General features: G+C 72.9%; 20 protein-coding genes. 14 read left to right on the plus strand and 6 right to left on the minus strand.

Annotation, left to right across the window (positions count from 1 at the left end):
- Positions 1 to 246 precede the first annotated feature (246 nt).
- Positions 247 to 1,836 carry an acyl-CoA carboxylase subunit beta gene (locus ABT186_RS09995; protein ID WP_351237947.1) on the minus strand — a complete coding sequence of 530 codons (1,590 nt, stop codon included), beginning with the start codon at positions 1,834 to 1,836 and terminating at the stop codon, positions 247 to 249.
- An 81-nt stretch (positions 1,837 to 1,917) separates the two neighbouring features.
- The gene (locus tag ABT186_RS10000) at positions 1,918 to 2,712 is read right to left on the minus strand and encodes an AfsR/SARP family transcriptional regulator (protein WP_351234566.1); all 795 of its coding nucleotides are present in this window, start codon (positions 2,710 to 2,712) and stop codon (positions 1,918 to 1,920) included.
- A gap of 342 nt (positions 2,713 to 3,054) precedes the next feature.
- Between ABT186_RS10000 and ABT186_RS10005 the strand changes: the two genes are divergently transcribed.
- From ABT186_RS10005 to ABT186_RS10020, 4 genes are all read left to right on the plus strand, one after another.
- Entirely contained in the window at positions 3,055 to 3,306 is a 252-nt protein-coding gene (locus ABT186_RS10005) for a hypothetical protein (RefSeq protein ID WP_351924443.1), read from the plus strand.
- A gap of 5 nt (positions 3,307 to 3,311) precedes the next feature.
- The gene (locus tag ABT186_RS10010) at positions 3,312 to 5,555 is read left to right on the plus strand and encodes a TOMM precursor leader peptide-binding protein (RefSeq protein ID WP_502973164.1); all 2,244 of its coding nucleotides are present in this window, start codon (positions 3,312 to 3,314) and stop codon (positions 5,553 to 5,555) included.
- A 232-nt stretch (positions 5,556 to 5,787) separates the two neighbouring features.
- Positions 5,788 to 6,930, plus strand: coding sequence for a sensor histidine kinase (locus ABT186_RS10015; protein ID WP_351234571.1), 1,143 nt, complete (start codon positions 5,788 to 5,790; stop codon positions 6,928 to 6,930).
- A gap of 63 nt (positions 6,931 to 6,993) precedes the next feature.
- Complete coding sequence (locus ABT186_RS10020) at positions 6,994 to 7,608, plus strand: response regulator transcription factor (protein ID WP_351234573.1); 615 nt, start codon at positions 6,994 to 6,996, stop codon at positions 7,606 to 7,608.
- A 75-nt stretch (positions 7,609 to 7,683) separates the two neighbouring features.
- Here ABT186_RS10020 and ABT186_RS10025 read toward each other — a convergent pair whose 3' ends face one another.
- The 4 genes from ABT186_RS10025 to ABT186_RS10040 form a co-directional block, all read right to left on the minus strand.
- Positions 7,684 to 8,937 carry an acyltransferase domain-containing protein gene (locus ABT186_RS10025; protein ID WP_351234575.1) on the minus strand — a complete coding sequence of 418 codons (1,254 nt, stop codon included), beginning with the start codon at positions 8,935 to 8,937 and terminating at the stop codon, positions 7,684 to 7,686.
- 22 nt (positions 8,938 to 8,959) lie between these two features.
- Positions 8,960 to 10,714 carry a fatty acyl-AMP ligase gene (locus ABT186_RS10030; RefSeq protein WP_351924445.1) on the minus strand — a complete coding sequence of 585 codons (1,755 nt, stop codon included), beginning with the start codon at positions 10,712 to 10,714 and terminating at the stop codon, positions 8,960 to 8,962.
- A gap of 133 nt (positions 10,715 to 10,847) precedes the next feature.
- The gene (locus tag ABT186_RS10035) at positions 10,848 to 11,066 is read right to left on the minus strand and encodes an acyl-CoA carboxylase subunit epsilon (RefSeq protein WP_351234579.1); all 219 of its coding nucleotides are present in this window, start codon (positions 11,064 to 11,066) and stop codon (positions 10,848 to 10,850) included.
- Between the two features lie 154 nt (positions 11,067 to 11,220).
- Positions 11,221 to 11,838, minus strand: coding sequence for a hypothetical protein (locus tag ABT186_RS10040; protein ID WP_351234581.1), 618 nt, complete (start codon positions 11,836 to 11,838; stop codon positions 11,221 to 11,223).
- 212 nt (positions 11,839 to 12,050) lie between these two features.
- Between ABT186_RS10040 and ABT186_RS10045 the strand changes: the two genes are divergently transcribed.
- The 10 genes from ABT186_RS10045 to ABT186_RS10090 all read left to right on the plus strand — a co-directional run bounded on the left by ABT186_RS10045 (position 12,051) and on the right by ABT186_RS10090 (position 18,812).
- Positions 12,051 to 12,275 carry a hypothetical protein gene (locus tag ABT186_RS10045; protein WP_351234583.1) on the plus strand — a complete coding sequence of 75 codons (225 nt, stop codon included), beginning with the start codon at positions 12,051 to 12,053 and terminating at the stop codon, positions 12,273 to 12,275.
- Positions 12,276 to 12,329: 54 nt separating this feature from the next.
- Positions 12,330 to 14,078, plus strand: a complete 1,749-nt coding sequence (locus tag ABT186_RS10050) for an acyl-CoA dehydrogenase family protein (RefSeq protein WP_351234585.1) — start codon at positions 12,330 to 12,332, stop codon at positions 14,076 to 14,078.
- A 22-nt stretch (positions 14,079 to 14,100) separates the two neighbouring features.
- Complete coding sequence (locus tag ABT186_RS10055; protein WP_351234587.1) at positions 14,101 to 14,367, plus strand: acyl carrier protein; 267 nt, start codon at positions 14,101 to 14,103, stop codon at positions 14,365 to 14,367.
- Entirely contained in the window at positions 14,367 to 15,161 is a 795-nt protein-coding gene (locus tag ABT186_RS10060) for a 4'-phosphopantetheinyl transferase family protein (protein WP_351924447.1), read from the plus strand. The genes ABT186_RS10055 and ABT186_RS10060 overlap by 1 nt, the downstream gene beginning before the upstream one ends.
- 75 nt (positions 15,162 to 15,236) lie before the next feature.
- Positions 15,237 to 15,995: a thioesterase II family protein gene (locus tag ABT186_RS10065; RefSeq protein ID WP_351234590.1), complete on the plus strand. Its 759-nt coding sequence runs from the start codon at positions 15,237 to 15,239 to the stop codon at positions 15,993 to 15,995.
- 27 nt (positions 15,996 to 16,022) lie between these two features.
- A complete protein-coding gene (locus tag ABT186_RS10070; RefSeq protein WP_351234592.1) occupies positions 16,023 to 16,853 on the plus strand; it encodes an AfsR/SARP family transcriptional regulator in 831 nt (276 codons plus the stop codon).
- 72 nt (positions 16,854 to 16,925) lie between these two features.
- Entirely contained in the window at positions 16,926 to 17,195 is a 270-nt protein-coding gene (locus tag ABT186_RS10075; RefSeq protein WP_351234594.1) for an acyl carrier protein, read from the plus strand.
- A complete protein-coding gene (locus ABT186_RS10080) occupies positions 17,192 to 17,959 on the plus strand; it encodes an SDR family NAD(P)-dependent oxidoreductase (RefSeq protein WP_351234596.1) in 768 nt (255 codons plus the stop codon). The genes ABT186_RS10075 and ABT186_RS10080 overlap by 4 nt, the downstream gene beginning before the upstream one ends.
- Entirely contained in the window at positions 17,959 to 18,354 is a 396-nt protein-coding gene (locus ABT186_RS10085) for a SchA/CurD-like domain-containing protein (RefSeq protein ID WP_351234597.1), read from the plus strand. Before ABT186_RS10080 ends, ABT186_RS10085 begins: the two co-directional genes overlap by 1 nt.
- Positions 18,351 to 18,812, plus strand: a complete 462-nt coding sequence (locus ABT186_RS10090; RefSeq protein ID WP_351234599.1) for an anthrone oxygenase family protein — start codon at positions 18,351 to 18,353, stop codon at positions 18,810 to 18,812. The genes ABT186_RS10085 and ABT186_RS10090 overlap by 4 nt, the downstream gene beginning before the upstream one ends.
- Positions 18,813 to 19,338: the final 526 nt, after the last annotated feature.

The following is a 19,338-nucleotide window of genomic DNA, read 5'->3' on the forward strand; positions in this document are numbered from 1 at the left end:
TCCGGGTGTGGTTGCACCGTAGGCGCGTGCGGTGCCGAGGACCTTCTCCGGCGTGAGGCCGAAGCGGAGCGGGTCGGCGGTGGCCGCCGCGATCGCCGCCACCCGCAGCCGGTCGATGGGGCAGCTGTACCCGGGCAGCGTTCACCGCACGGCGGGCGACGGTGACCGCGCCGTCCGGGGCGGTGAAGGTGACGCCGCCGCACCCGGCATTGCGGCCGGGTGCGGCGGGCCGCGGTCGTTGGTGCCTCACATCGGCGGGTTGCCGTGCTTGCGCTCGGGCAGGGAGACGTTCTTGGCGCGCAGCATGGCCAGCGACCGGACGAGCACCGCGCGCGTCTCGCCCGGGTCGATGACATCGTCGACGAGCCCGCGCTCGGCGGCGTAGTACGGATGCATCAGCTCCGCCTTGTACTCCTTGATGAGCCGGGCCCGGGTGGCCTCCGGGTCGTCGGAGGCGGCGATCTCCCGCCGGAACACCACGTTGGCCGCGCCCTCCGCGCCCATCACCGCGATCTCGTTCGTCGGCCAGGCGAAGGACAGGTCGGCGCCGATCGAGCGGGAGTCCATCACGATGTAGGCGCCGCCGTAGGCCTTGCGGACCACCAGAGAGATCCGGGGCACGGTCGCGTTGCAGTACGCGTACAGCAGCTTGGCGCCGTGCCGGATGATCCCGTTGTGCTCCTGGTCCACGCCCGGCAGGAATCCCGGCACGTCGACCAGGGTGACGAGGGGGATGTTGAAGGCGTCGCAGGTCTGCACGAACCGGGCGGCCTTCTCCGAGCCGTGGATGTCCAGTACGCCGGCGAGCGCGGCGGGCTGGTTCGCGATCAGGCCCACGACGTGGCCGTCCAGGCGGGCGAGCGCGCACACCACGTTGCGCGCCCACGCCTCGTGCACCTCGAAGAAGTCGCCGTCGTCGACGATCTCCTCGATCACGGCGCGCATGTCGTACGCCTGCTGGGGGTCCGCGGGCACCAGAGAGGCCAGCGCGTCGGTGCGCCGGTCGGCGGGGTCGCCGCTGCGCGCGACGGGCGGCAGCTCGCGGTTGTTCTGCGGCAGCAGGGACAGCAGATGACGGACGTCGGAGAGGCACTCGGCCTCGTCGGCGTGGACGAATCCGGACACGCCCGAGAGCGCCGCGTGCACATCGGCACCGCCGAGCCCGTCGTGGGTGATCCGCTCGCCGGTCACGGCCTGGACCACGTCCGGCCCGGTGATGAACATCTGGGAGGTGCCGCGCACCATGAACACGAAGTCGGTGAGGGCCGGCGAGTACGCAGCGCCGCCCGCGCACGGACCGAGGATCACGCTGATCTGCGGGATCACCCCGGAGGAGCGGGTGTTGCGCCGGAAGATACCGCCGTATCCGGCGAGTGCGGTGACGCCCTCCTGGATCCGGGCACCGGCGCCGTCGCTGAGCCCGACGAGGGGCGCGCCCGCCGCCTCGGCCAGGTCCATCACCTTGTGGATCTTCTGGGCGTGGGCCTCGCCGAGGGCGCCGCCGAAGACCCGGAAGTCGTGGGCGTAGGCGAAGACCGTGCGGCCGTGCACCAGGCCCCAGCCGATCACCACACCGTCGCCGTGCGGTTTGCGGTCCTCAAGGCCGAAACCGGTGGCGCGGTGCCGGCGCAGCGGCTCGATCTCGGTGAAGGTGCCCTCGTCGAAGAGGAGACGGAGGCGCTCCGGCGCGGTGAGCTTGCCCTTGGCGTGCTGACGCCGGGTGGCCTCGGGGTCGGGGCCCCGGCTCAGTTCTTCCTTCAGCCGTTTCAACTCGTCGGTGGAACGGCGCAGATCGGGTTCCGGGGCGAGGGCGAGCAGTTCGTCGAAGGTCGTCATTGCGCCACCGTAGGGGCGGGGCCTCAAAGCCTTCGGCACGTCGCCTGGAGAACGGCTCGACCGCCCCCCGGGCCGCGGCGGTCAGTCCGCCGCGGCCGGGTGCAGGGTCAGGTCCGGGTCGCCGGAGAGAACCGCCTGGTGCAGTTCCTGAAGCGCGGCACAGGGCTCCAGGCCCAGTTCGCGCACCAGCGTGCCGCGCAGCCGCTGGTAGGCCTCGAGCGCCCGCCAGCTGCCGCCGGTGCGGTGCAGGGCACGCATCAGCTGGGCGCAGAAGCCTTCGTGGAGGGGGTGGCGTGCGGCCAGCACCCGCAGTTCGGGCACCACCTCCGCGTGCCGGCCCAGCCGCAGGTCCGCCTCGATGCGCCGCTCCAGGGCGGTGGTGCGCTCCTCGTTCAGTCGCAGCACCTCCAACTCCAGCACAGCGCCGACCGGTACGTCGACCAGGGCCGGGCCCTGCCACAGAGCCAGCGCGCGGCGCAGCAGGTCCGAGGCCGTGCGGTAGTCGCCGAGCTCGAAGGCGGTGCGCCCGCTGTCCGAGAGCTGCTCGAACTCATGGGCGTCGACCTGGCCCGGCTGGACCCGGAGCAGATAGCCGCCGAGCCGGGTGACCAGGACGTCCTTGGCGTCCAGCGGCGGATCGTCCGCGAGGGCGGCGGCGATCTTGCGGCGGAGCTGGAGGATGTACGTCTGCAGGGTGGTGGAGGCGCTGCGGGGGACGTTCTCGCCCCAGATCTCCTCCATCAACGTGGGTACGGCGACGACGCGGTCGGCGTGCAGGGCGAGCAGGGCCAGCAGTTGACGGGGTTTGGCGGCGCTGGGCACCACCGGGACCCCACGCTCGTGCGCGGTGAGCGAGCCCAGGACCTTGATCTCCATGTGTCTCTCCCCCTTGGGCACGGCCGCCCGGTACTCCCGTGGCGGCCCGTTCGGAGTCCGGTCATCGAGACTCGCACCCGGGGACCCGTCCGGCCCAGTGAGTCGCGCATGCGCTCAATCATGAAAATCTCATGGGTCTCCCGTGAACGTGGCACTGCCGACCACGGCGTGGTCCGCCCCAGACTCTCGAAGCACACACCGACGGGTGTTCGAGGCAAGGCAACTGCGTTCGACCCGTCTCGTGTTCGCTCGTGTGAGTGCGTACGTGTCGTCTTCGTTCGTCTCGGATCAGTTCGTCCGGGATTCATCGCTCCCGGACACGTTCATCACAAGGAGCCCTCAATGAACGTCGCAGCAGAAGTCCTCCGATTCGCCGAGCTTGCGGCGCGCACCGGACTGGAGCCGGAGCTCGCGCGGCGCCTCGACGCGGACCCGGAGGCCGTCCTCAGAGAGTTCGGGCTGTCGGCCCGCGAGGCCGAGAGCGTGGTCGACGGGGGCCCGGGCGTCGAGATACTCAGCGGCGTCGGGGCCGAGGCCCGGGCGCGCTGGTGCGTCTGCTGGGCCCCGGGACCCGTCGCCGGGATCAGTGAGTGAGCGGGGTGGAACGTCCCGCCCCCGGCCCCTTCGTGGCGTTCAAGCGCCATGTGCGGGCCGAAGCGGTCCCCGGGGAGGCCGTGTTCGTGTGGTCGGACCAGGGCGTGACGGCGGTCCGGGGGGCCGGGGTGGAGACCCTGGCTTCCCTGCTGGACGGCAGCCGCACGCTCCCCCAGCTGCTGCGGGAGGCCGCGGCGGCGATGCCCGTGGCCGAGGCCGGACGTCTGGTGCGGTGTCTGGCCGAGGCCAACCTGGTCGGATACCGGCCCGACGGCCGGCGCGCGGAGGACGCCGGTGCCGAGGGCCGGTCCGCGGAGGCCTACTGGGACCGTGCCGGTCTCGAGGGCGCCGCGGCCGAGAAACAGGTCCGGGGCACCCCGGTGGCGCTGATCACCGTCGGCGACGTCGACGGCGACGAGGCGCACGCGGTGTGCCGCGCGGCCGGCCTCACCACTGTCCACGCCGACGCCGACGCGCCCTTCGCGCTGGTGCTGTGCGAGGACTATCTGCACCCCGGGCTCCGTTGCCTGGCCGCGCGGCTGCGCGGCCAGGGGCGGCCCTGGCTGCTGGCCAAGCCGTACGGCGCCGAGCCGTGGACCGGCCCGGTGCTCACGCCGGACCGCGACGGGCCCTGCTGGAGCTGTCTGGCGCACCGCCTGCGTGCCCACCGGTGCGCGGAGCTGGAGGTGCAGCGGGCGCTCGGGCTGGACGGCCCGGTGCCCCGGCCCGCGTCGTCGCTCACCGCCGTACGGGCGCTGGGACTGCACAGCGCCGTCCTGGAGGCGTCCAAGTGGCTGGCGGGGATCAGGTGTCCGGAGCAGCAGGCGGTGTGCGCCCTGGACAGCCTCACGCTGCGCAGCACGCACCACCCGGTGACCCGGCGCCCGCAGTGCCCGGACTGCGGAGACCCCGCGCTGGTGGCCGAGCGGACCCGGCGGCCGGTGGTGCTGGTCTCCCGGCCCAAGGCGGCCGGCGGCGGCAGCAACGACAGGGCGCTGTCCGCCGAGCAGATGCTCCAGCGGAACCGCCACCTCGTCGGGCAGCTCACCGGCATCGTGACCGACATCCGGCCGCTGCCCGGGCTGCCCGAGGGGCTGCACGCCTACGACTCCGGCCACAATCTCGCGCTGCGCGCGCACTCGGCGGCCGGGGTGCGCCGGGTGCTTCGGGCGCGCAGCGGGGGCAAGGGCGTCACGGCGGCGGAGGCGCAGGCCAGCGCGCTGTGCGAGGCGGTGGAACGGTACTGCGCGTCCCGGCAGGGCGACGAACTGACCATCAGGGACAGCTGGGCCGGGCTGGGTGACCGGGCCGTCCACCCGAACACGTACCAGCTGTTCCACGAGCGCCAGTACGCCGAGCGGGACCGCTGGAACGCCGCGCACGGACCCTTCCATCAGGTGGGCCGGCCCTTCGACACCGCGGCGCCCACCGACTGGACACCTCTGTGGTCGCTCACCGAGGGCACCCAGCGGCTGCTGCCCACCTCCACCCTCTACTTCGACACCACGCCCTGCGGCGCCGCCGACGGCCTGTGGGCCGACTCCAACGGCAACGCGGCGGGCAGCAGCACGGAGGACGCCGTGGTGCAGGGCTTCCTGGAGCTGGTCGAGCGGGACGCGGTGGCGGTGTGGTGGTACAACCGGCTGCGGCTGCCTGCTGTCGACCTCGACGCGTTCGACGAGCCATGGCTCGCCGGGCTGCGGGACGCGTTCGGCAGGGCCGGCCGTACGGTGGAGGCGCTCGACCTCACCACCGATCTCGGCGTACCGGTCATCGCCGCGGTGTCCAGACCCGCGGGCGACGCGGAGCCCGACTTCGTGTGCGGCTTCGGGGCGCACTTCGACCCGCGGGCGGCGCTGCGGCGGGCCCTGACCGAGGCGGCGCAGCTGCTGCCCGCGCCGCAGCCGATGCCCGGCGGCACCGCGCTCGCCCAGCCCCAACTGTGCCCGGATCCAGGGCAGTCGGCACGAGGGCCCGGCGACTGGCCCGACTACCGGCGGCGCGAGGACCTGCTGGCGGACATCGAACACATCCGCGCGCTGGTGACCCGGCACGGGATGAACCTGCTGGTCCTCGACCAGACCCGGCCGGACGTGGGTATTCCGGTGGTGAAGGTCGTGGTACCCGGACTACGACCGTTCTACGCCAGATTCGGGCCGGGACGGTTGTACGACGTGCCGGTGCATCTCGGCCATCGGGAGCGTCCCCCGACGTTCGAGGAACTGAACACCGTCCCCCTCCCCGTCTAGTACGTCTGCATTCGTCAGACATCCCCTTGGTCGTGTTGTTACGGCCTATAGTTCAGCCACAGATCTTCCCGAATCCCACACATGGATTCAGCGCGGGGCGGGTCTCAACCGGTGCTGTTTCCGGCCAAGTTGGAGGCGCGCTCCGCGTTCGGGCGGGGGAGGATCCGGATTGGGGGAATGTGTGATGCGGAGCCCTGTGACCGGGGCGAGACGGCTGGGGGACCGATCGGAGGTGCCGGCGCCGCGACTGGCGCAGGGCATCAGCATCACCGTCATCTCTGGTTTCGGCGTCATCACGATGCTGAACGTCCAGGACGCAGTGCCGACCGGAGCTCTGCTCGGCGTCTGCCTGGGTGCGGTGCTGGTGCTCTACGCCGTGCAGTTCATGGTCGCGTCGTCCAGCGCCCGGCAGTGGTCCACCCGCCGCCGGGTGCTCGCACTGTGCATCCAGGCGTTGCTCACCTACGTGCCCATGGTGCGGTTCGGCGTCGCCTGGGGGAGCATGGCCGGCCCGTTGGGCGGATCGATTCTCCTGCTCTTACCTGCGCGGTTGGCCTGGACGTGCTACGGCGCGGTGGTTCTGTCGATCCTCGCCTGGTCGGCGTCCGAGCGCGTACCCCCCCTGGAGCTGGGCTACTTCACCATCTCCACGGCGCTGACCGGACTGGTCGTCTACGGACTGACCCGCCTCACCGACCTGGTCCGCGAAGTGCACGCCACGCGTGCTGAGATGGCCCGGATGGCGGTGACGCAGGAGCGGCTGCGGTTCGCCCGCGACCTGCACGACCTGCTGGGCTACAGCCTGTCCACGATCACGCTGAAGAGTGAGCTGATCCACCGTCTCATCCCCGCCAACCCCGACCGGGCGCGGGAGGAGGTCGCCGGGGTGCTCGGCGTCTCCCGCCAGGCCCTGGCCGACGTACGGCTGGTGGCCAGCGGCTACCGGGAGATGTCGCTGGAGGCCGAGGCGGCCTCGGTCGCCGAGGTGATGGCGGTGGCGGACGTCCGGGTCGAACTGGACATCAGCTGCGGGAGACTGCATCCGCTCGTGGATACGGTGCTCGCCACTGCCCTTCGGGAGGGTGTGACGAATATCCTCAGGCACAGCAAGGTCCAGTCATGCATCATCACGGCGGTCGTGGAGGGGGAGATGGTGCGGCTGACGCTGCTCAACGACGGGGTGGTGCCGCAGCGGACGCCCCGGCTCGCCGGTGGCGCCAGTGGCAGCGGGCTGGGGAACCTGCGCACCCGGCTCGGCCAGATCGGCGGCCGGCTGACCGCGTGCAGCGCCGAGGACGGGCGGTTCCGGCTGGTGGCCGAGGCGCCCGTGAAACCCGTCACCGCCGACGGTCCGGCCGGCGCGTCCGTGGGCTGAGGCGCGCCTGCGAGTTGTCCGGCGGAACTTCCGGGGGGACTTCCGGGGGAAAAGGGGGAACGAATGCTGTCGGTGCGGGTTCTGCTCGCCGAGGACGTCCACATGATCCGCGGAGCGCTGGTGGCGCTGCTGGAACTGGAATCGGACCTGCAGGTGGTCGCCTCGGTGGACCGGGGCGACCTCATCGTGAAGACTGCGCTGGAGGTGCGCCCCGACGTCGCCGTCATCGACATCGACCTCCCCGGCACCGACGGGCTCACCGCGGCGGCGGAACTGCGCACCAAGCTGCCCGAGTGCCGCAGCCTGATCCTCACCAGCCTGGGCCGCCCCGGTACCCTGCGCCGTGCGATGGCGGCGCAGGTCTCCGGCTTCTTACTGAAGGACTCGCCGCCGGACCGGCTGGCGCAGGCGGTGCGGACCGTCGCCGGGGGCGGGCGCGTGGTCGACCCCGAACTTGCCCTCACCGCCTGGGAGGCGCCGGACAACCCGCTCTCGCCACGTGAGACGCAGGTGCTGCGGCTGGCGGCGCGAGGGGCCGACGCGGCCGAGATAGCCGAGCAGCTGTTCCTGACTCCGGGGACGGTCCGCAACTATCTGACCGCCATCGTCGACAAGCTGCACGCCCGCAACCGGGTGGACGCCATTCGGATCGCCGAGGAGGCGGGGTGGGTTCCGTAGGACGCCGTGGGCGTCCGGCGGTGGGTGACAGGTGGTGTGCGGCCTGCCGCGGGTTCCCCGCGCTCCTTGTGCTCGCTATCGCGCCGTTGTCCCCTCGTCTTCCGCCAGGGGCCCCGCGTTGAGGGCCGAGAGGGTGCCCGCCAGGTCGACCGCGTTGGTGTGGGGGCCTCGGCACATGGTCAGGCAGCGGGGACCCCTTCTGCCGCCCATGCGGCGCAGGAACGGTGTGAGGACGGCCTTGGGGCCGATCTCCACGACATGGGTGGGGCGTTGTGCGCCGAGCAGGGCGCGGGCCGCGTCGGCGAACCTCACCGGTGAGGTGATCTGCCGGCCCCAGTACGCGGCGTCCAGCGGGCCGTCGTACGCGCGGCCGTACACCGTGGAGTAGAACGGGATCTCGGGCGCCGCGGTGGGCAGCCGGCGGGCCAGCGCCTCGAAGCGCGGCGTCACGGGCTCCATCAGGGGTGAGTGGAAGGCGTGCGTCACCTTCAGGAAAGTGCTGGCGATACCGATGTCCGCGAGCCGTCGGCATGCCCGCTCCAGGCCCGCGATGTCGCCCGACAGCACGGTGGCCCGGGCCGCGTTGATCGCGCCGATGGACACCCCGGGCTCCATCGTCGTCGCCTCGGCTGCCTCGAAGGGGTTGGCGCAGGTCGCCATCATGCCGCCGCCCGCCGGCAACTGCTGCATGAACGAGCCCCGTGACGCGACCAGTTCAGCCGCGGCGGCCAGCGGCAGCGCCCCGGCCACGGTGGCCGCCGCGAACTCCCCGATACCGTGCCCCAGCACGGCCACCGGTCGCACGTCCTCCTCCAGCAGGGTCATGGCCAGCGCATACCCCACGGCGAACAGCGCGGGCTGGGCGAGCGCGGTCTCGTGGACCAGCGGGTCCCCTTCGAGCACCAACTCCACGACGGAACGGCCGACATGAGGCCCCAGCGCCTCGTCGGCCTCGGTGAGGTGATGCCGGTAGGCCGTGCAGTGCCGGTGCAGTCCCGCCGTCATCCACGGGTGCTGGGGGCCCTGTCCGGTGAAGACGAAGGCGGTATGGATCCGGCCGTCGGGCCGCGCCGCGCTGTCCCGGTCGGCCAGCCGGCGGGCGAGGTTGCGGATCGTGAGGTACGCCCAGACCTCCACGGGATGGTCGGGCAGCGGGCCGAACGCCTCCTCCGCGTCGCCGTACAGGCCAAGAAGCGCCACGGAGTCCAGACCGCACTCGATCAGCGGCATGTCCTCGCGTACTTCCCGGCGGACGTGCTCGGCGACCCGCTCCGTGAGCCACTCGACATAGCCCTGCTCGTCCGGCAGACCTCGCCCCGATCCGCTCACCTTCTGCTCCTTTCGGACACGTTCACCGCCTGCCCGCCGTGCCGGACCGCCGCTCGGCCGCGGGCACCAACTCTTCGTCGAGCCGCTGGTACAGGGGCTGGATCCCGCCGTTGAGGAAGAGCCGGCGCGTCGCCGCCCGCTCGACCTTCCCGCTGGTCGTGCGCCGGATGGTGCCCGGCCGTACGAGCAGCACTCCGTCCACGCTGACCTCGAACTCCTCGGCCAGACACCGCCCCACGTCGGCGGCGATTCCGGCGAGATCGAGGTCGTACCGCTTGTGCGTGCGCAACTCCTGTACCAGCACGATCCGTTCGCGCTCCCCGGGCACCGAGAAGGCGGTGCCCGTGCCGAACAGCGAGCTGATCCGCTGCACGGCGTGCTCCAGGTCCTGCGGGTACAGATTGCGGCCCGCGAACACGATCATGTCCTTGAGCCGGCCCGTGACATGGAGCCGGCCGTCGATGACGGTGCCCAGGTCGCCGGTGCGCAGGTATCCGCCCTCGCCGTCCGCGGTCACGGCCTCGAAGGTCTCGGCCGTAGCGGACCGGTCGCGCCAGTAGCCCCCCGCCACCCCGGCGCCCCGGACCCAGATCTCCCCGACACCGCCGTCCGGCAGCACATGCAGCGACTGCGGGTCGACGATCCTCACCTCGCCTCCCGCCGGGCGGCCGCAGGCGACCAGCGTCCGCTCCGGGCGGCCCGCGCCGGGCTCCCGCAGCGTGTTGCGCTCCAGTGCCGCGCCGTCCACGGCCCGCATCTCCGGGCTCGTGCCGGTCCGCTCGCCGGACACCAGCAACGTCGCCTCGGCCAACCCGTAGCAGGGCATCAGCGCCCCGGGGCGGAGCCCGGCGGTGGCGAACCGCTCGGCGAAGGTCCGGCACGTCGTGGCGGAGACGGGCTCGCCTCCTGTGACCGCTGTCCGCCAGCCGGACAGGTCCAGCCCCGCCAGCTGTTCGTCGGTCACCCGGCGCACGCACAGCTCGTAGGCGAAGTCCGGGGCGCCGCTGACGGTGATGCCGTACCGGCCGATCGCCTCCAGCCAGCGCGCCGGCCGCTTCAGGAACGCCTCGGGTGACAGCAGCACGGAGGTGCCGCCCAGCCACAGCGGGAGCAGCAACTGGCCGACCAGACCCATGTCGTGATGGAACGGCAGCCAGCCGCCGATCCGCTCACCCGGCGCGGTCCCCAGGGTCTCGTCGATCGCCCGCAGGTTCGCGAGCAGGTTGCGGTGGGTCACCACCACGCCGCGCGGGGTGCCGGTGGAGCCCGAGGTGTACTGGAGGTAGGCGACCGTGTCGGGGGACAGGTCGGGCATCCGCCAGGGGCTGCGCACGGGCACCGCGTCGGCGGCCAGGCAGGGCACGGAACCGTACCCGCAGGCGGCCAGCAGCCGCGAGACGTCGGGCGCCTGCGCGGCGTCGGTGAACATCGCGCAGGGCGCCACGTCCTTGACGATGCCCGCCACCCGGACGGCGTGGTGACGGCCGCCGCCGGTGGGCGGGGCCGGGACGGCGATGGCACCGGCGTACAGACATGCCAGGAGCGACACGGCGAACTGGCGACGCGAGGTGTGCATCAGCAGCACCCGCTCACCCAGGGCGCCCCGCGTCTGGAGCCAGCCGGCGAGTTCCCGGGCGGAGGCGTCCAGGCTGCGGTACGAGACCGGGCTCGGCCGTCCGCGTTCGTCGCTCTCCGGAAGCAGCAGCAGTGCCTCGCCTTCCGGGGTCTCCTCGACTCTGTCGCGTATCAGTTCGACGAAGGTCTGGTGCTCGGTCATTCGGGGTCCCCCTGGCAGATCGTCGGTGCGGGCGCCCGACCCGTCTTCGTGCGCCCGGAACCATCCTGATTCCGAACGTAAGGCGCGACTCCTAGAGGCAAGCTCGACGCGGGCTGCCCACGCGGGGGCGGGCTCAGGCGCGGGACCAGCCGACCGGCGGTCGGGGGCGGGGGCGTCCGGCGCCCCAGCGGGCCCGCCCCGCAGGTTCGTCGAAGGCACCGGTCGTTTCGTCGGGGGCACCGTCGTGACCTGCTGTGTGCCTGAGGCGGGCGAGCAACACCGCGGTGACCGCCGCGAGTTCCTCCGGGGTGGGGTGGCCGCGGACTATGGCCAGGGACAGGGGGGATTCCATGGGCCGAGGCTGGCCCCGGCCGCTCGAGAGCCGCTCGTGGATCGGTGCGCCGCTTCCCTGAGCCGGTACCCCGTGCCGCGGTTGGGCGCCCGGTCGCGGCCGGGCAGGTGCGACGGCGCGGCTGATGGCCTGCGGCCGCCCGCGGGGCGCGGCGTCACCCGTGCTCGAGCGGGCCGGCCTGGACTTCCGTCACCTCGGCCGCGCCGGGCAGCTTGGAGCGGCGGTCCAGGTAGCCGGACGTTGCCAGGGCCCGTGCGCAGGCCTCCGGGGTCCGCCACCACAGGATGCCCGTATAGGCGCGGGGATCGACCACCGAGCGCAGCAGGTCGCTGCCGCCGTAGCCCTCGGCGGTCACGCACTGGCCGACGAGCGCGCCGAAGTCCACCTCGAAGCGCGCCGGTTCGCCGGCCACCACGGCGCGTATCAGCACCAGGCGCGCCGCCTCGGTGAGCGGCACCGCGTCGGGCATGTGGCCCACGCTCACGCAGAGTTCGTGTTCGATCTCGGTCAGCTCCGTCACCGTGGCGAGATGCGGCAGGAAGCTCTCGTCGTGCGTCGCCCGCAGCAGCGCGTCCATCCCGCGCCACTGGTCCAGGCGGACGAATCCGCTGTCCGGTCCGAGCAGCCGCAGGGTGATCCCGCCGTCGAAGCCCTTCAGGCCCTCGCGGTGGCGCGCGTAGGCGCGCACGGCGGCCGTCGGCGCCTCGCCGGGGTCCGCTGTCGTCAATCGCTGCACGACGGTCACCCGGTCCAGGAGATCACGCTGGGGCATCGGTCCGGCTCACCTTCCCCTCCTGAATCTCCCGCGTGCACGCTCGCCCCCTTGCGTATGCGCTCCCCAAGTCGACCAGGCGTCGCTCGAATCCCACTCGAACGCCACTCGGGACCGGCGGTCACGAGGGTTCCTCGAGGACCCGCCGAGCCCGTGCGAGGACCCTCCTTCTCCCGGCGAACCGCCGGGACAACCGAAGGGAAGGGACGTTCATGACCATCACCGACGACGTCGGCCGGCTCACCGCGGACACCGGGCGCACGTTCGCCCGCCTCGCGGTCGACCGCCTGGTCAGGCCGGTCTGGTATGCGCTCGTCGCCTACGGCGGCATGTGGCTGGGCGGCGTCGACTTCGACGCCGCCGGCAAACCCGTACCGCGCCGGCCGGTCGCCCAGGACTCTCCGGAGCCTGCCTGGGAGAACTTGAGGGCCTCTTGAGTCACGCCGGTTAGGCAGGGGCTCGAGCGGGACGGATCGAGGACGGAGACAGCCATGACCACGATGGTGAACAGGGCGGAGCCCGCCGAGTGGGCCGTGCTGGAGCGTATAGCGCGGCTCGAAAACGAGCTCGGTGATCTCGACGACCCCGGCAACCCCCTGGGCGCGGATCACTTCCTCGCCGCCGACGGACGGCAACGCCTGCTGCCCGCGGGCGAACGGCTGCTCGACGACTTCGGGCTCAACGCCGAGTTCGTCCCGCGCGAGCTGGGCGGCCGGCTCGACCGGCTGGACGTGCTCGCCCGGGTGCTCCGGGCGGTCTTCCGCCGGGACGCGGCCCTCGGGCTCGGCTACGGGATGACCTCGTACCTGGCGGCGGTCATCGTGTGGGCCGACGGCACCGGGCAGCAGCGGCGGGGGACCGCCGAACTGCTGCTGTCCGGCGGCCGGATGGCCGGTGCCTACCCCGAGCCCGCCCCCGGCAACGACTTCCTGCACAACCGGCTCACCGCCACCCGGGTCTTCGGCGGCCACAAGCTCGACGGCCGCAAGGAGGCCCTCAACAACGCCGCGCGCGTCGACTCGCTCGTCGTGTTCGCGCACACCCCCGAGGCCGGGGACGACGCCCATACGGCGTTCCTGCTCCCCGGTCCCGGGGCGGCCGGCCCCGGGGTCGGCCTGCTGCCCAGGCGCCGCACCAGCGGCATCCGCGGCTGCGTCATCCAGGGCCTTGAGTTCACCGGCCACCGCATCGGCACCGACCGGCTGCTCGGCGCCGAGGGCGGTGGAGCGCGGCTCGCGGAACGGGCCTTCCCCGTCACCCGCAGCACCGGCCCCTCGATGGCGCTGGGCTGCGCCGACACCGCGCTGCGCACCGCCGTCGCCTTCGCCCGCGCGCACCGCGCCCGCAGCCGTGCCTCGCTGCACAGCGCACGTACCCGGTCCGCGCTCGTGGACGCCTTCGCCGACCTGCTGGTGTGCGACTGCCTCTCACTGGTCGCCACCCGGGGGGTACACCTGCTGCCGCGCGAGAGCCGCACCCTGAGCGCGGTCGTGAAGTACCTGCTGCCCACGATCCTCACCGAGATGGTGTACGACCTGTCGGTCGTCCTCGGCGCCGAGTCGTACGCCACCACCGGCAGCTACGGGATGTTCCAGAAGGCGGCCCGGGACCTGCCGATGATCGGACTCGGCAGCGCCGGGACCGCCGCCAGCAGGTCGGCCATCATCGAACACCTGCTGCGGGTGCCCGACCCGGCCGGGTCACCGGGGTCGTCCGACGCCTGTGACCGGTTGTTCCGCCCGCACGACCCCGACCTGCCGCCGGTGCGCCCCGACGAGCTGACGCTGCCCGCCGAAGGGGACTCGCTGCTGGCCTCGCTGCCCGCCACGGTGCGCAGCGCCCGCGCCGCGCACGGCGAGTTCGCCGGGGCGCTGGGCGAGGCGGCCGAGGCACTGGCCACCGAACTACGGCTGTTGCGCGAGGACTGTGTGCACCTCGCGGGGCGCCCGCCGGCCGGCGGCCTCAGCCCGCGGGTCTACGCGCTCGCCGACCGCTATGCGCTGATCGCCGCGGGAGCCGCCTGCCTCGGCGTATGGCGCCACGGCGCAGGCCCGGGCGGCGGCGGGCTGCTCGCCGACCCGGCCTGGGCCGCCATGGCGCTGGCCCGCATCGTGGGCCGGCTGGACCGAACCGCCGTACGCGCCCCGGAAACCGGTGCCGAACACCTGCTCACCGAGGTGCTGGACCGCTTCGACGACGCCCGCAGTTACGACCTGTACGCCACCCCGATCGGCCGATGAAGAGACATAGAGAGGCACACCCATGGACCACACCGCAGCGGCGTTGACCGTGCTCGTGGAGGAAGCGGCACGGACGCTCGACCGGCCGCCCGCCCGGCTCACCCCCGAACAGCACCTCCAGCACGACCTCGGCTTCGACTCGGTGATGCTGCTGCAGCTCAAGGGCCGTCTGGAGACACGCTTCCCGGCGCTGCGCGACGTGTCCCTGCCCGACCTGCTGCTCGGCGTCCGGACACTCGGCGCGCTGGCCGACCGGCTGGAGCGCATGACCGGGCTGCCGGTGGCGTGATGAGGCCGCTGCGCAACCGCGGTCCCGCGGACTCATGGCTGCCGGTACGCCGCGAGGTCGAGTCCTCCGGTACGTCGGTCGTCTACGCGGCCGTGGCCGACTGGCTGCCCGACGACCTGGAGTGGCCCGGCCTCGCGGCCGCCCTCGGACGCGACCACAAGCGGCTGTCGGAGATGAACCACGTCCCCAACCGGTCCCGCTTCGTCGCCTCCCGGCTGCTGCTGAAGTCGGCTGCCGCGGCAGTGCTGCGCACCTCGCCGGACGAACTGGAACTGGCCTACAAGCCCGGCGGCCGCCCCCATCTGCGCGGTGTGGACCAGCTGGATGTCAGCATCAGCCACACCGAGGAACTGCTCGTGGTGGGGCTCACCCGCAACGGCCGCATCGGCGTCGACGCGGAGAACGCCGACCGCCGGATGCTGGGCCTCGGCACCGAGCGGCAGGTGTGCACCCCGTACGAGCTGGAGGCGGTGGAGAGCGTTCCGGGCGAGCTGCGCAACCGCGAACTGGTGCGCCTGTGGACGCTCAAGGAGGCCTACAGCAAGGCCATCGGACAGGGCCTCAGGTTCCGCTTCACCGAGTTCGGCTTCACGCCGGAGGACCGGCAGGTGCAGATGCTGCGGCCCGACGGCACCCCCGGGGCGGGCTGGGAGTGGTCCTTCCACAGCTGGCTCGTGGACGACTCGTACACGGTCAGCGCCGCGGTGTACGACCCCGGGTTCGGGGGCCGCGAGTCCGCCGGGGCCCGTCCACTGCTGCCCGTCGTACCCGATCCCCGGTCGAGCGGGCGTTGAGCAGCCTTCCAGGTGGTGCGGTGACTCTCGGAGCCCCGCACCCGCCGAGCGGTGCGGGACCGAAGGAGGGTACGGGTGCATCGATACCTCGCGGTGCGGCCGAAGGCCCACGGGGCCGGGACTCGGCTGCTGTGCTTCCACCACGCGGGCGCGGGCGCCATGGCCTTCGCCGGCTGGCGGCAACGGGTCGGACCGGACGTGGACGTTCTGGCGGTGCGGCTGCCGGGACGGGAGACACGGCTGCGCGAGCCGCGGATCACCGACGCCGGGCAACTGGTCGAGGAGCTCCAGCAGGACCTCGGGCCGCTGCTGGAGGAGCCGTACGCCCTCTACGGGCACAGCATGGGCGCGCTGGTCGCCTACCGGTTCGCCCTGCACCGGGTCGCGGCCGGGCTGCGTCCGCCGCGGCTGCTGCTGGTCGGGGCGTGCAGCGCCCCGCAGCTGCCCTCGGACCTGCTGGACCGGGCCGACCTGGACGGCCTCACCGACGAGCAGTTGATGGAGGCGATGGCGGACGAGGAGAGCATGCCCGAGGTGCTGCTGCGGCGGCCGGACTGGCTCCGTAACACCCTCGAGACGCTGCGGGCCGACCTGCTGCTGGCCCGCGGTCTGCGCGTCGCGTCGGTCCACCCGCTGCCGTGTCCCGTCCGGGCGTTCGCCGGACGGGACGACCGCATGGTGACGGTGGAGGAGGTACGCGCCTGGGAGCACTTGACCGGCGCGGGCTTCCGGCTGCGGACCGTCCCCGGCGCGCACTTCTTCGTCCGCGGGCGTGAGGTGCCGCAAGCCGTCGGGCAGGCGCTGCGCTCCGCGGCGCCGGTGACCGCCGGCTGACCACATCTTCCCGAAGGAGTTCTGCGGATGGACATCAGCGTCCTCGGCCCGTTCCGGGCCACTCTCGCCGGGGTGCCGGTGCACCTCACCGCCGTCAAGCCGCGCAAGGTCTTCGCGCTGCTCGCCCTGCAGGCCGACGAGGTCGTCTCCGTCGCCTCCCTGGTGGAGGAGGTGTGGGGGGAGAGCCCGCCCCGCAGCGTGCAGACCACGCTGCAGACGTACATCCTCCAGATCCGCCACGTCATCGCGGCGGCGCTCGGCGAGGAGGAGGCCGAACTGCCGCACGGCGCCAAGAGCGTGCTCGTGACCGAGCCGGGCGGCTACCGGCTCGACACCCAGGGCGGGCTCATCGACGCCCGCGAGTACGACGCCCTGGCGTCGGTCGGCCACCGGGCCCTGGAACAGGGCGACTGGGCCGAGGCGTCGTCGTACTTCGGCCGTGCGCTCGCCCTGTGGCACGGCAGGGCACTGGCGGACGTGCAGTGCGGGGCGCTCCTCGAGGTGGAGGCCACCCGGCTCGACGAGTCACGGATGAGCGTTCTTCACGGCCGAATCGAGGCGGACCTGAGGCTGGGCCGTCACCATGAGCTCGTCGGCGAGCTCTCCGGACTGGCCGCCCGGCATCCGCTGCACGAGGGCCTCCACGAGCAGCTGATACTCGCGCTGTACCGCGCGGGCCGGCGCAGCGATGCGCTGGAGGTGTACCGGCAGCTGCGGACCGCGCTCAACCAGAGCCTCGGTCTCGACCCCTCGCCCGGCATCGAGCATCTGCACCGTGCGGTGCTCGACTCCTCACCCCACCTCGACCCGGTCGGTGCGTCCCCGGGCGGCACCCGGCTGCTGGCCAGTCAGTACTGACCGCACCGGCCACTCCGACCAGCTTCCCCGCAGTCCCCACACCCTGCCGAAGGACCACCGAAAGGAACCATCGTGAGCGACATCACCCTGGCCGAGCTCGGCGAGCTGCTCCTCGAATGCGTCGGCGCTCCGGAGGAGGGCATGGAGTTCGAGGGCGAGGAGGCCCTGGACACCCCCTTCCTGGAGTTCGGCTACGACTCCCTTGCGCTGCTGCAGGTCACCAGCGTGATCAACCGCAAGTACGGCATCGTTCTCGACGACGACGCCGTCGCCGAGGCCGAGACTCCGCGCATGCTGCTGAACATGATCGCGGTCGCGCCGAGGGCCGGGGCGGTCCGATGACCGCTGCGCCCGGGAGGCACACGAGTGTGCCGGGCTCCTTTCCGGAGGGCAGGCGGGTGCTGGTCACCGGAGGCACTCGCGGCATCGGCAGGGCGACGGCGCTGGCCTTCGCCCGGGCCGGTGCCCGCCTCGCCGTCGCCCACCGCGGCGACGGCGAGGCCGCCGACCGGCTCACCGGCGAACTGACCGCGCTCGGCGCCGACTTCACCCTGGTCGCGGGCGACCTGACCGCCCGCCCCGGCGCCGAACGACTGGCCGACGCGGTCCGCGACCGCTTCGGCGGCCTGGACGTGCTGGTGAACAACCTAGGCGTCGACGGACACATCCCGTTCGAGAAGCTGGCCGAGGACGAGTGGCACCGCGTCCTCGACCACAACACCACCTCGGCCTACCTGGTCACCCAGGCCGTACTCGACCTGCTCGGCGAGGGCGCGTCCATCGTCAACATCGGCGCGTCGGTGGCCCTGCGGGGACGTCCGATGGGCGTGCACTACAGCGCGTCCAAGGCCGCACTGGTCGGCTTCACGCGCGCGCTCGCCAAGGAACTGGGCGGCCGGGGCGTCCGCGTCAATCTGGTCGCGCCCGGCGTCACCGAGACCGATGACGAGGGCCTGCCGCCGCAACTGGTCGCCCGTCTCACCGGGCTGACCGCACTCGGCCGCCTCGGCCGTCCCGAGGACGTCGCCGGGGCCGTGCTGTACCTGGCCGGGGACTCGGCCGCCTATGTCACCGGCACCACCATCGAAGTAGACGGAGGAATGTAATGCCGTACGCCGCCATCACCTACCGGGTGAAACCCGGTCACGAGGAGGAGATCGCCGAGATCTTCGCCGGCTTCCAGCGGGTCGACAGGCCCGACTTCGCCGGTGACGACGGCGACGCGGCCGGGCGGCTGCTCGGCACGGGCGTGTTCATCAAGGACGACGTCCTCGTCCGAGTCATCCACTACGAGGGCGACTTCGCGGCGATCGGCCGGCACATGGCCGCGCAGAAGGGGGTGCACATCCTGGAGACCAAGCTGGCGCCGTACCTCGCCGAGGCGCGGAAGGCCGACACGACGACGCCCGAGGGGTTCGCCGCACACTTCCGCGACGCGACCATGCGGACGATCGCCCAGCTCACCGTGGACACCCACCCGGCGGGGGCCGGCACGTCATGACCGTGTTGGAGGGCGTCCTCGGGGTAGCCGCCCTGGTGGGCAGCGGCGTGACGGCGGGGGTGCTGTTCGCCGTGGCGCTGAGCGTGCTTCCGGCGCTGTTCGCGATGGAGACCGGAACGTACGTGTACGCGCACAAGCTGCTAGGGCGGAACTGGGATCCCACGATGCCGGTGATCGTGCTGAGCAGCACCCTGGTCAACACGGTGCTCGCGGTGGTCGGCCACGGAGTGGCGCGTGCGCTGTTCGCGGTCGCCGCGGTGCTGCTGCTGGGGGTCTCCGGGGTGTCCCATCTGTGCAACGTGCCCATCAACCGGCGGGTGAAGTCCATCGCCGACCCCGCCCGTATCCCGGCCGACTGGGAGGACCCGCGTCCTCTGTGGCGCCGGTGGCACTACCTCCGTACGACCCTGGCCGTGCTGGCTCTCGCGGTGACGGCGGCGGCGGTCACGGCGCTGTGACGCGCCGGCCGGGCGTCGCCGTCGGCGGGCGGGCGCGGAGCCAGGCGCCGACCGCGCCCGCCTTCCCCCGACTCCCGGTGCTGCAAGAGCCGGGGACCCGTGTCGCCGCGGTCGGCACGACTCTCTCGGCTCCCCAAGACGGCGGAGCGATCGGAGCGACGCAGGCCGCGGCGCGTGCCGCCCCGAGCCGTGCCGGCGTCGCCGCGACCGGAGGGCCTGGTGGTCCTCCGGGAGATTCCGTCGCCCCGGTCGGCGTGACTGCCCGCGGTACGACGGGGCCCGCGCGGCCGCGCCCCGCGGGAACGGGACGCGGCACGTGTCCGCCCGCAGCGGCCGATGTCTCGGCGCGGGACCGAGGGCGCGCCGGACAGGGACGGCCCCGACCTCAGCCCCCGGCGTGGCCGCGCCCCCCATGAATCCGCAGGTGCACACGGCGTGGGGGGGGGGGGCGCGGGGAGCGGGGGGGGGGCCCCGCGGGGGAGCTCGAGCCCCCGCGGGGGGGGCGCGCCCGCCGGGGGCCGGAGGG

This window comes from Streptomyces sp. NPDC001634, from assembly GCF_040298185.1.
Taxonomy (GTDB): domain Bacteria; phylum Actinomycetota; class Actinomycetes; order Streptomycetales; family Streptomycetaceae; genus Streptomyces.

Bases quoted from the DNA above. Each gene is read 5' to 3' on its own strand.
- ABT186_RS09995 (WP_351237947.1), bottom strand. From the start codon at position 1,836: ATGACGACCTTCGACGAACTGCTCGCCCTCGCCCCGGAACCCGATCTG.
- ABT186_RS10000 (WP_351234566.1), bottom strand. From the start codon at position 2,712: ATGGAGATCAAGGTCCTGGGCTCGCTCACCGCGCACGAGCGTGGGGTC.
- ABT186_RS10005 (WP_351924443.1), top strand. From the start codon at position 3,055: ATGAACGTCGCAGCAGAAGTCCTCCGATTCGCCGAGCTTGCGGCGCGC.
- ABT186_RS10020 (WP_351234573.1), top strand. From the start codon at position 6,994: ATGCTGTCGGTGCGGGTTCTGCTCGCCGAGGACGTCCACATGATCCGC.
- ABT186_RS10030 (WP_351924445.1), bottom strand. From the start codon at position 10,714: ATGACCGAGCACCAGACCTTCGTCGAACTGATACGCGACAGAGTCGAG.
- ABT186_RS10035 (WP_351234579.1), bottom strand. From the start codon at position 11,066: ATGGAATCCCCCCTGTCCCTGGCCATAGTCCGCGGCCACCCCACCCCG.
- ABT186_RS10040 (WP_351234581.1), bottom strand. From the start codon at position 11,838: ATGCCCCAGCGTGATCTCCTGGACCGGGTGACCGTCGTGCAGCGATTG.
- ABT186_RS10045 (WP_351234583.1), top strand. From the start codon at position 12,051: ATGACCATCACCGACGACGTCGGCCGGCTCACCGCGGACACCGGGCGC.
- ABT186_RS10050 (WP_351234585.1), top strand. From the start codon at position 12,330: ATGACCACGATGGTGAACAGGGCGGAGCCCGCCGAGTGGGCCGTGCTG.
- ABT186_RS10055 (WP_351234587.1), top strand. From the start codon at position 14,101: ATGGACCACACCGCAGCGGCGTTGACCGTGCTCGTGGAGGAAGCGGCA.
- ABT186_RS10060 (WP_351924447.1), top strand. From the start codon at position 14,367: ATGAGGCCGCTGCGCAACCGCGGTCCCGCGGACTCATGGCTGCCGGTA.
- ABT186_RS10070 (WP_351234592.1), top strand. From the start codon at position 16,023: ATGGACATCAGCGTCCTCGGCCCGTTCCGGGCCACTCTCGCCGGGGTG.
- ABT186_RS10080 (WP_351234596.1), top strand. From the start codon at position 17,192: ATGACCGCTGCGCCCGGGAGGCACACGAGTGTGCCGGGCTCCTTTCCG.
- ABT186_RS10085 (WP_351234597.1), top strand. From the start codon at position 17,959: ATGCCGTACGCCGCCATCACCTACCGGGTGAAACCCGGTCACGAGGAG.
- ABT186_RS10090 (WP_351234599.1), top strand. From the start codon at position 18,351: ATGACCGTGTTGGAGGGCGTCCTCGGGGTAGCCGCCCTGGTGGGCAGC.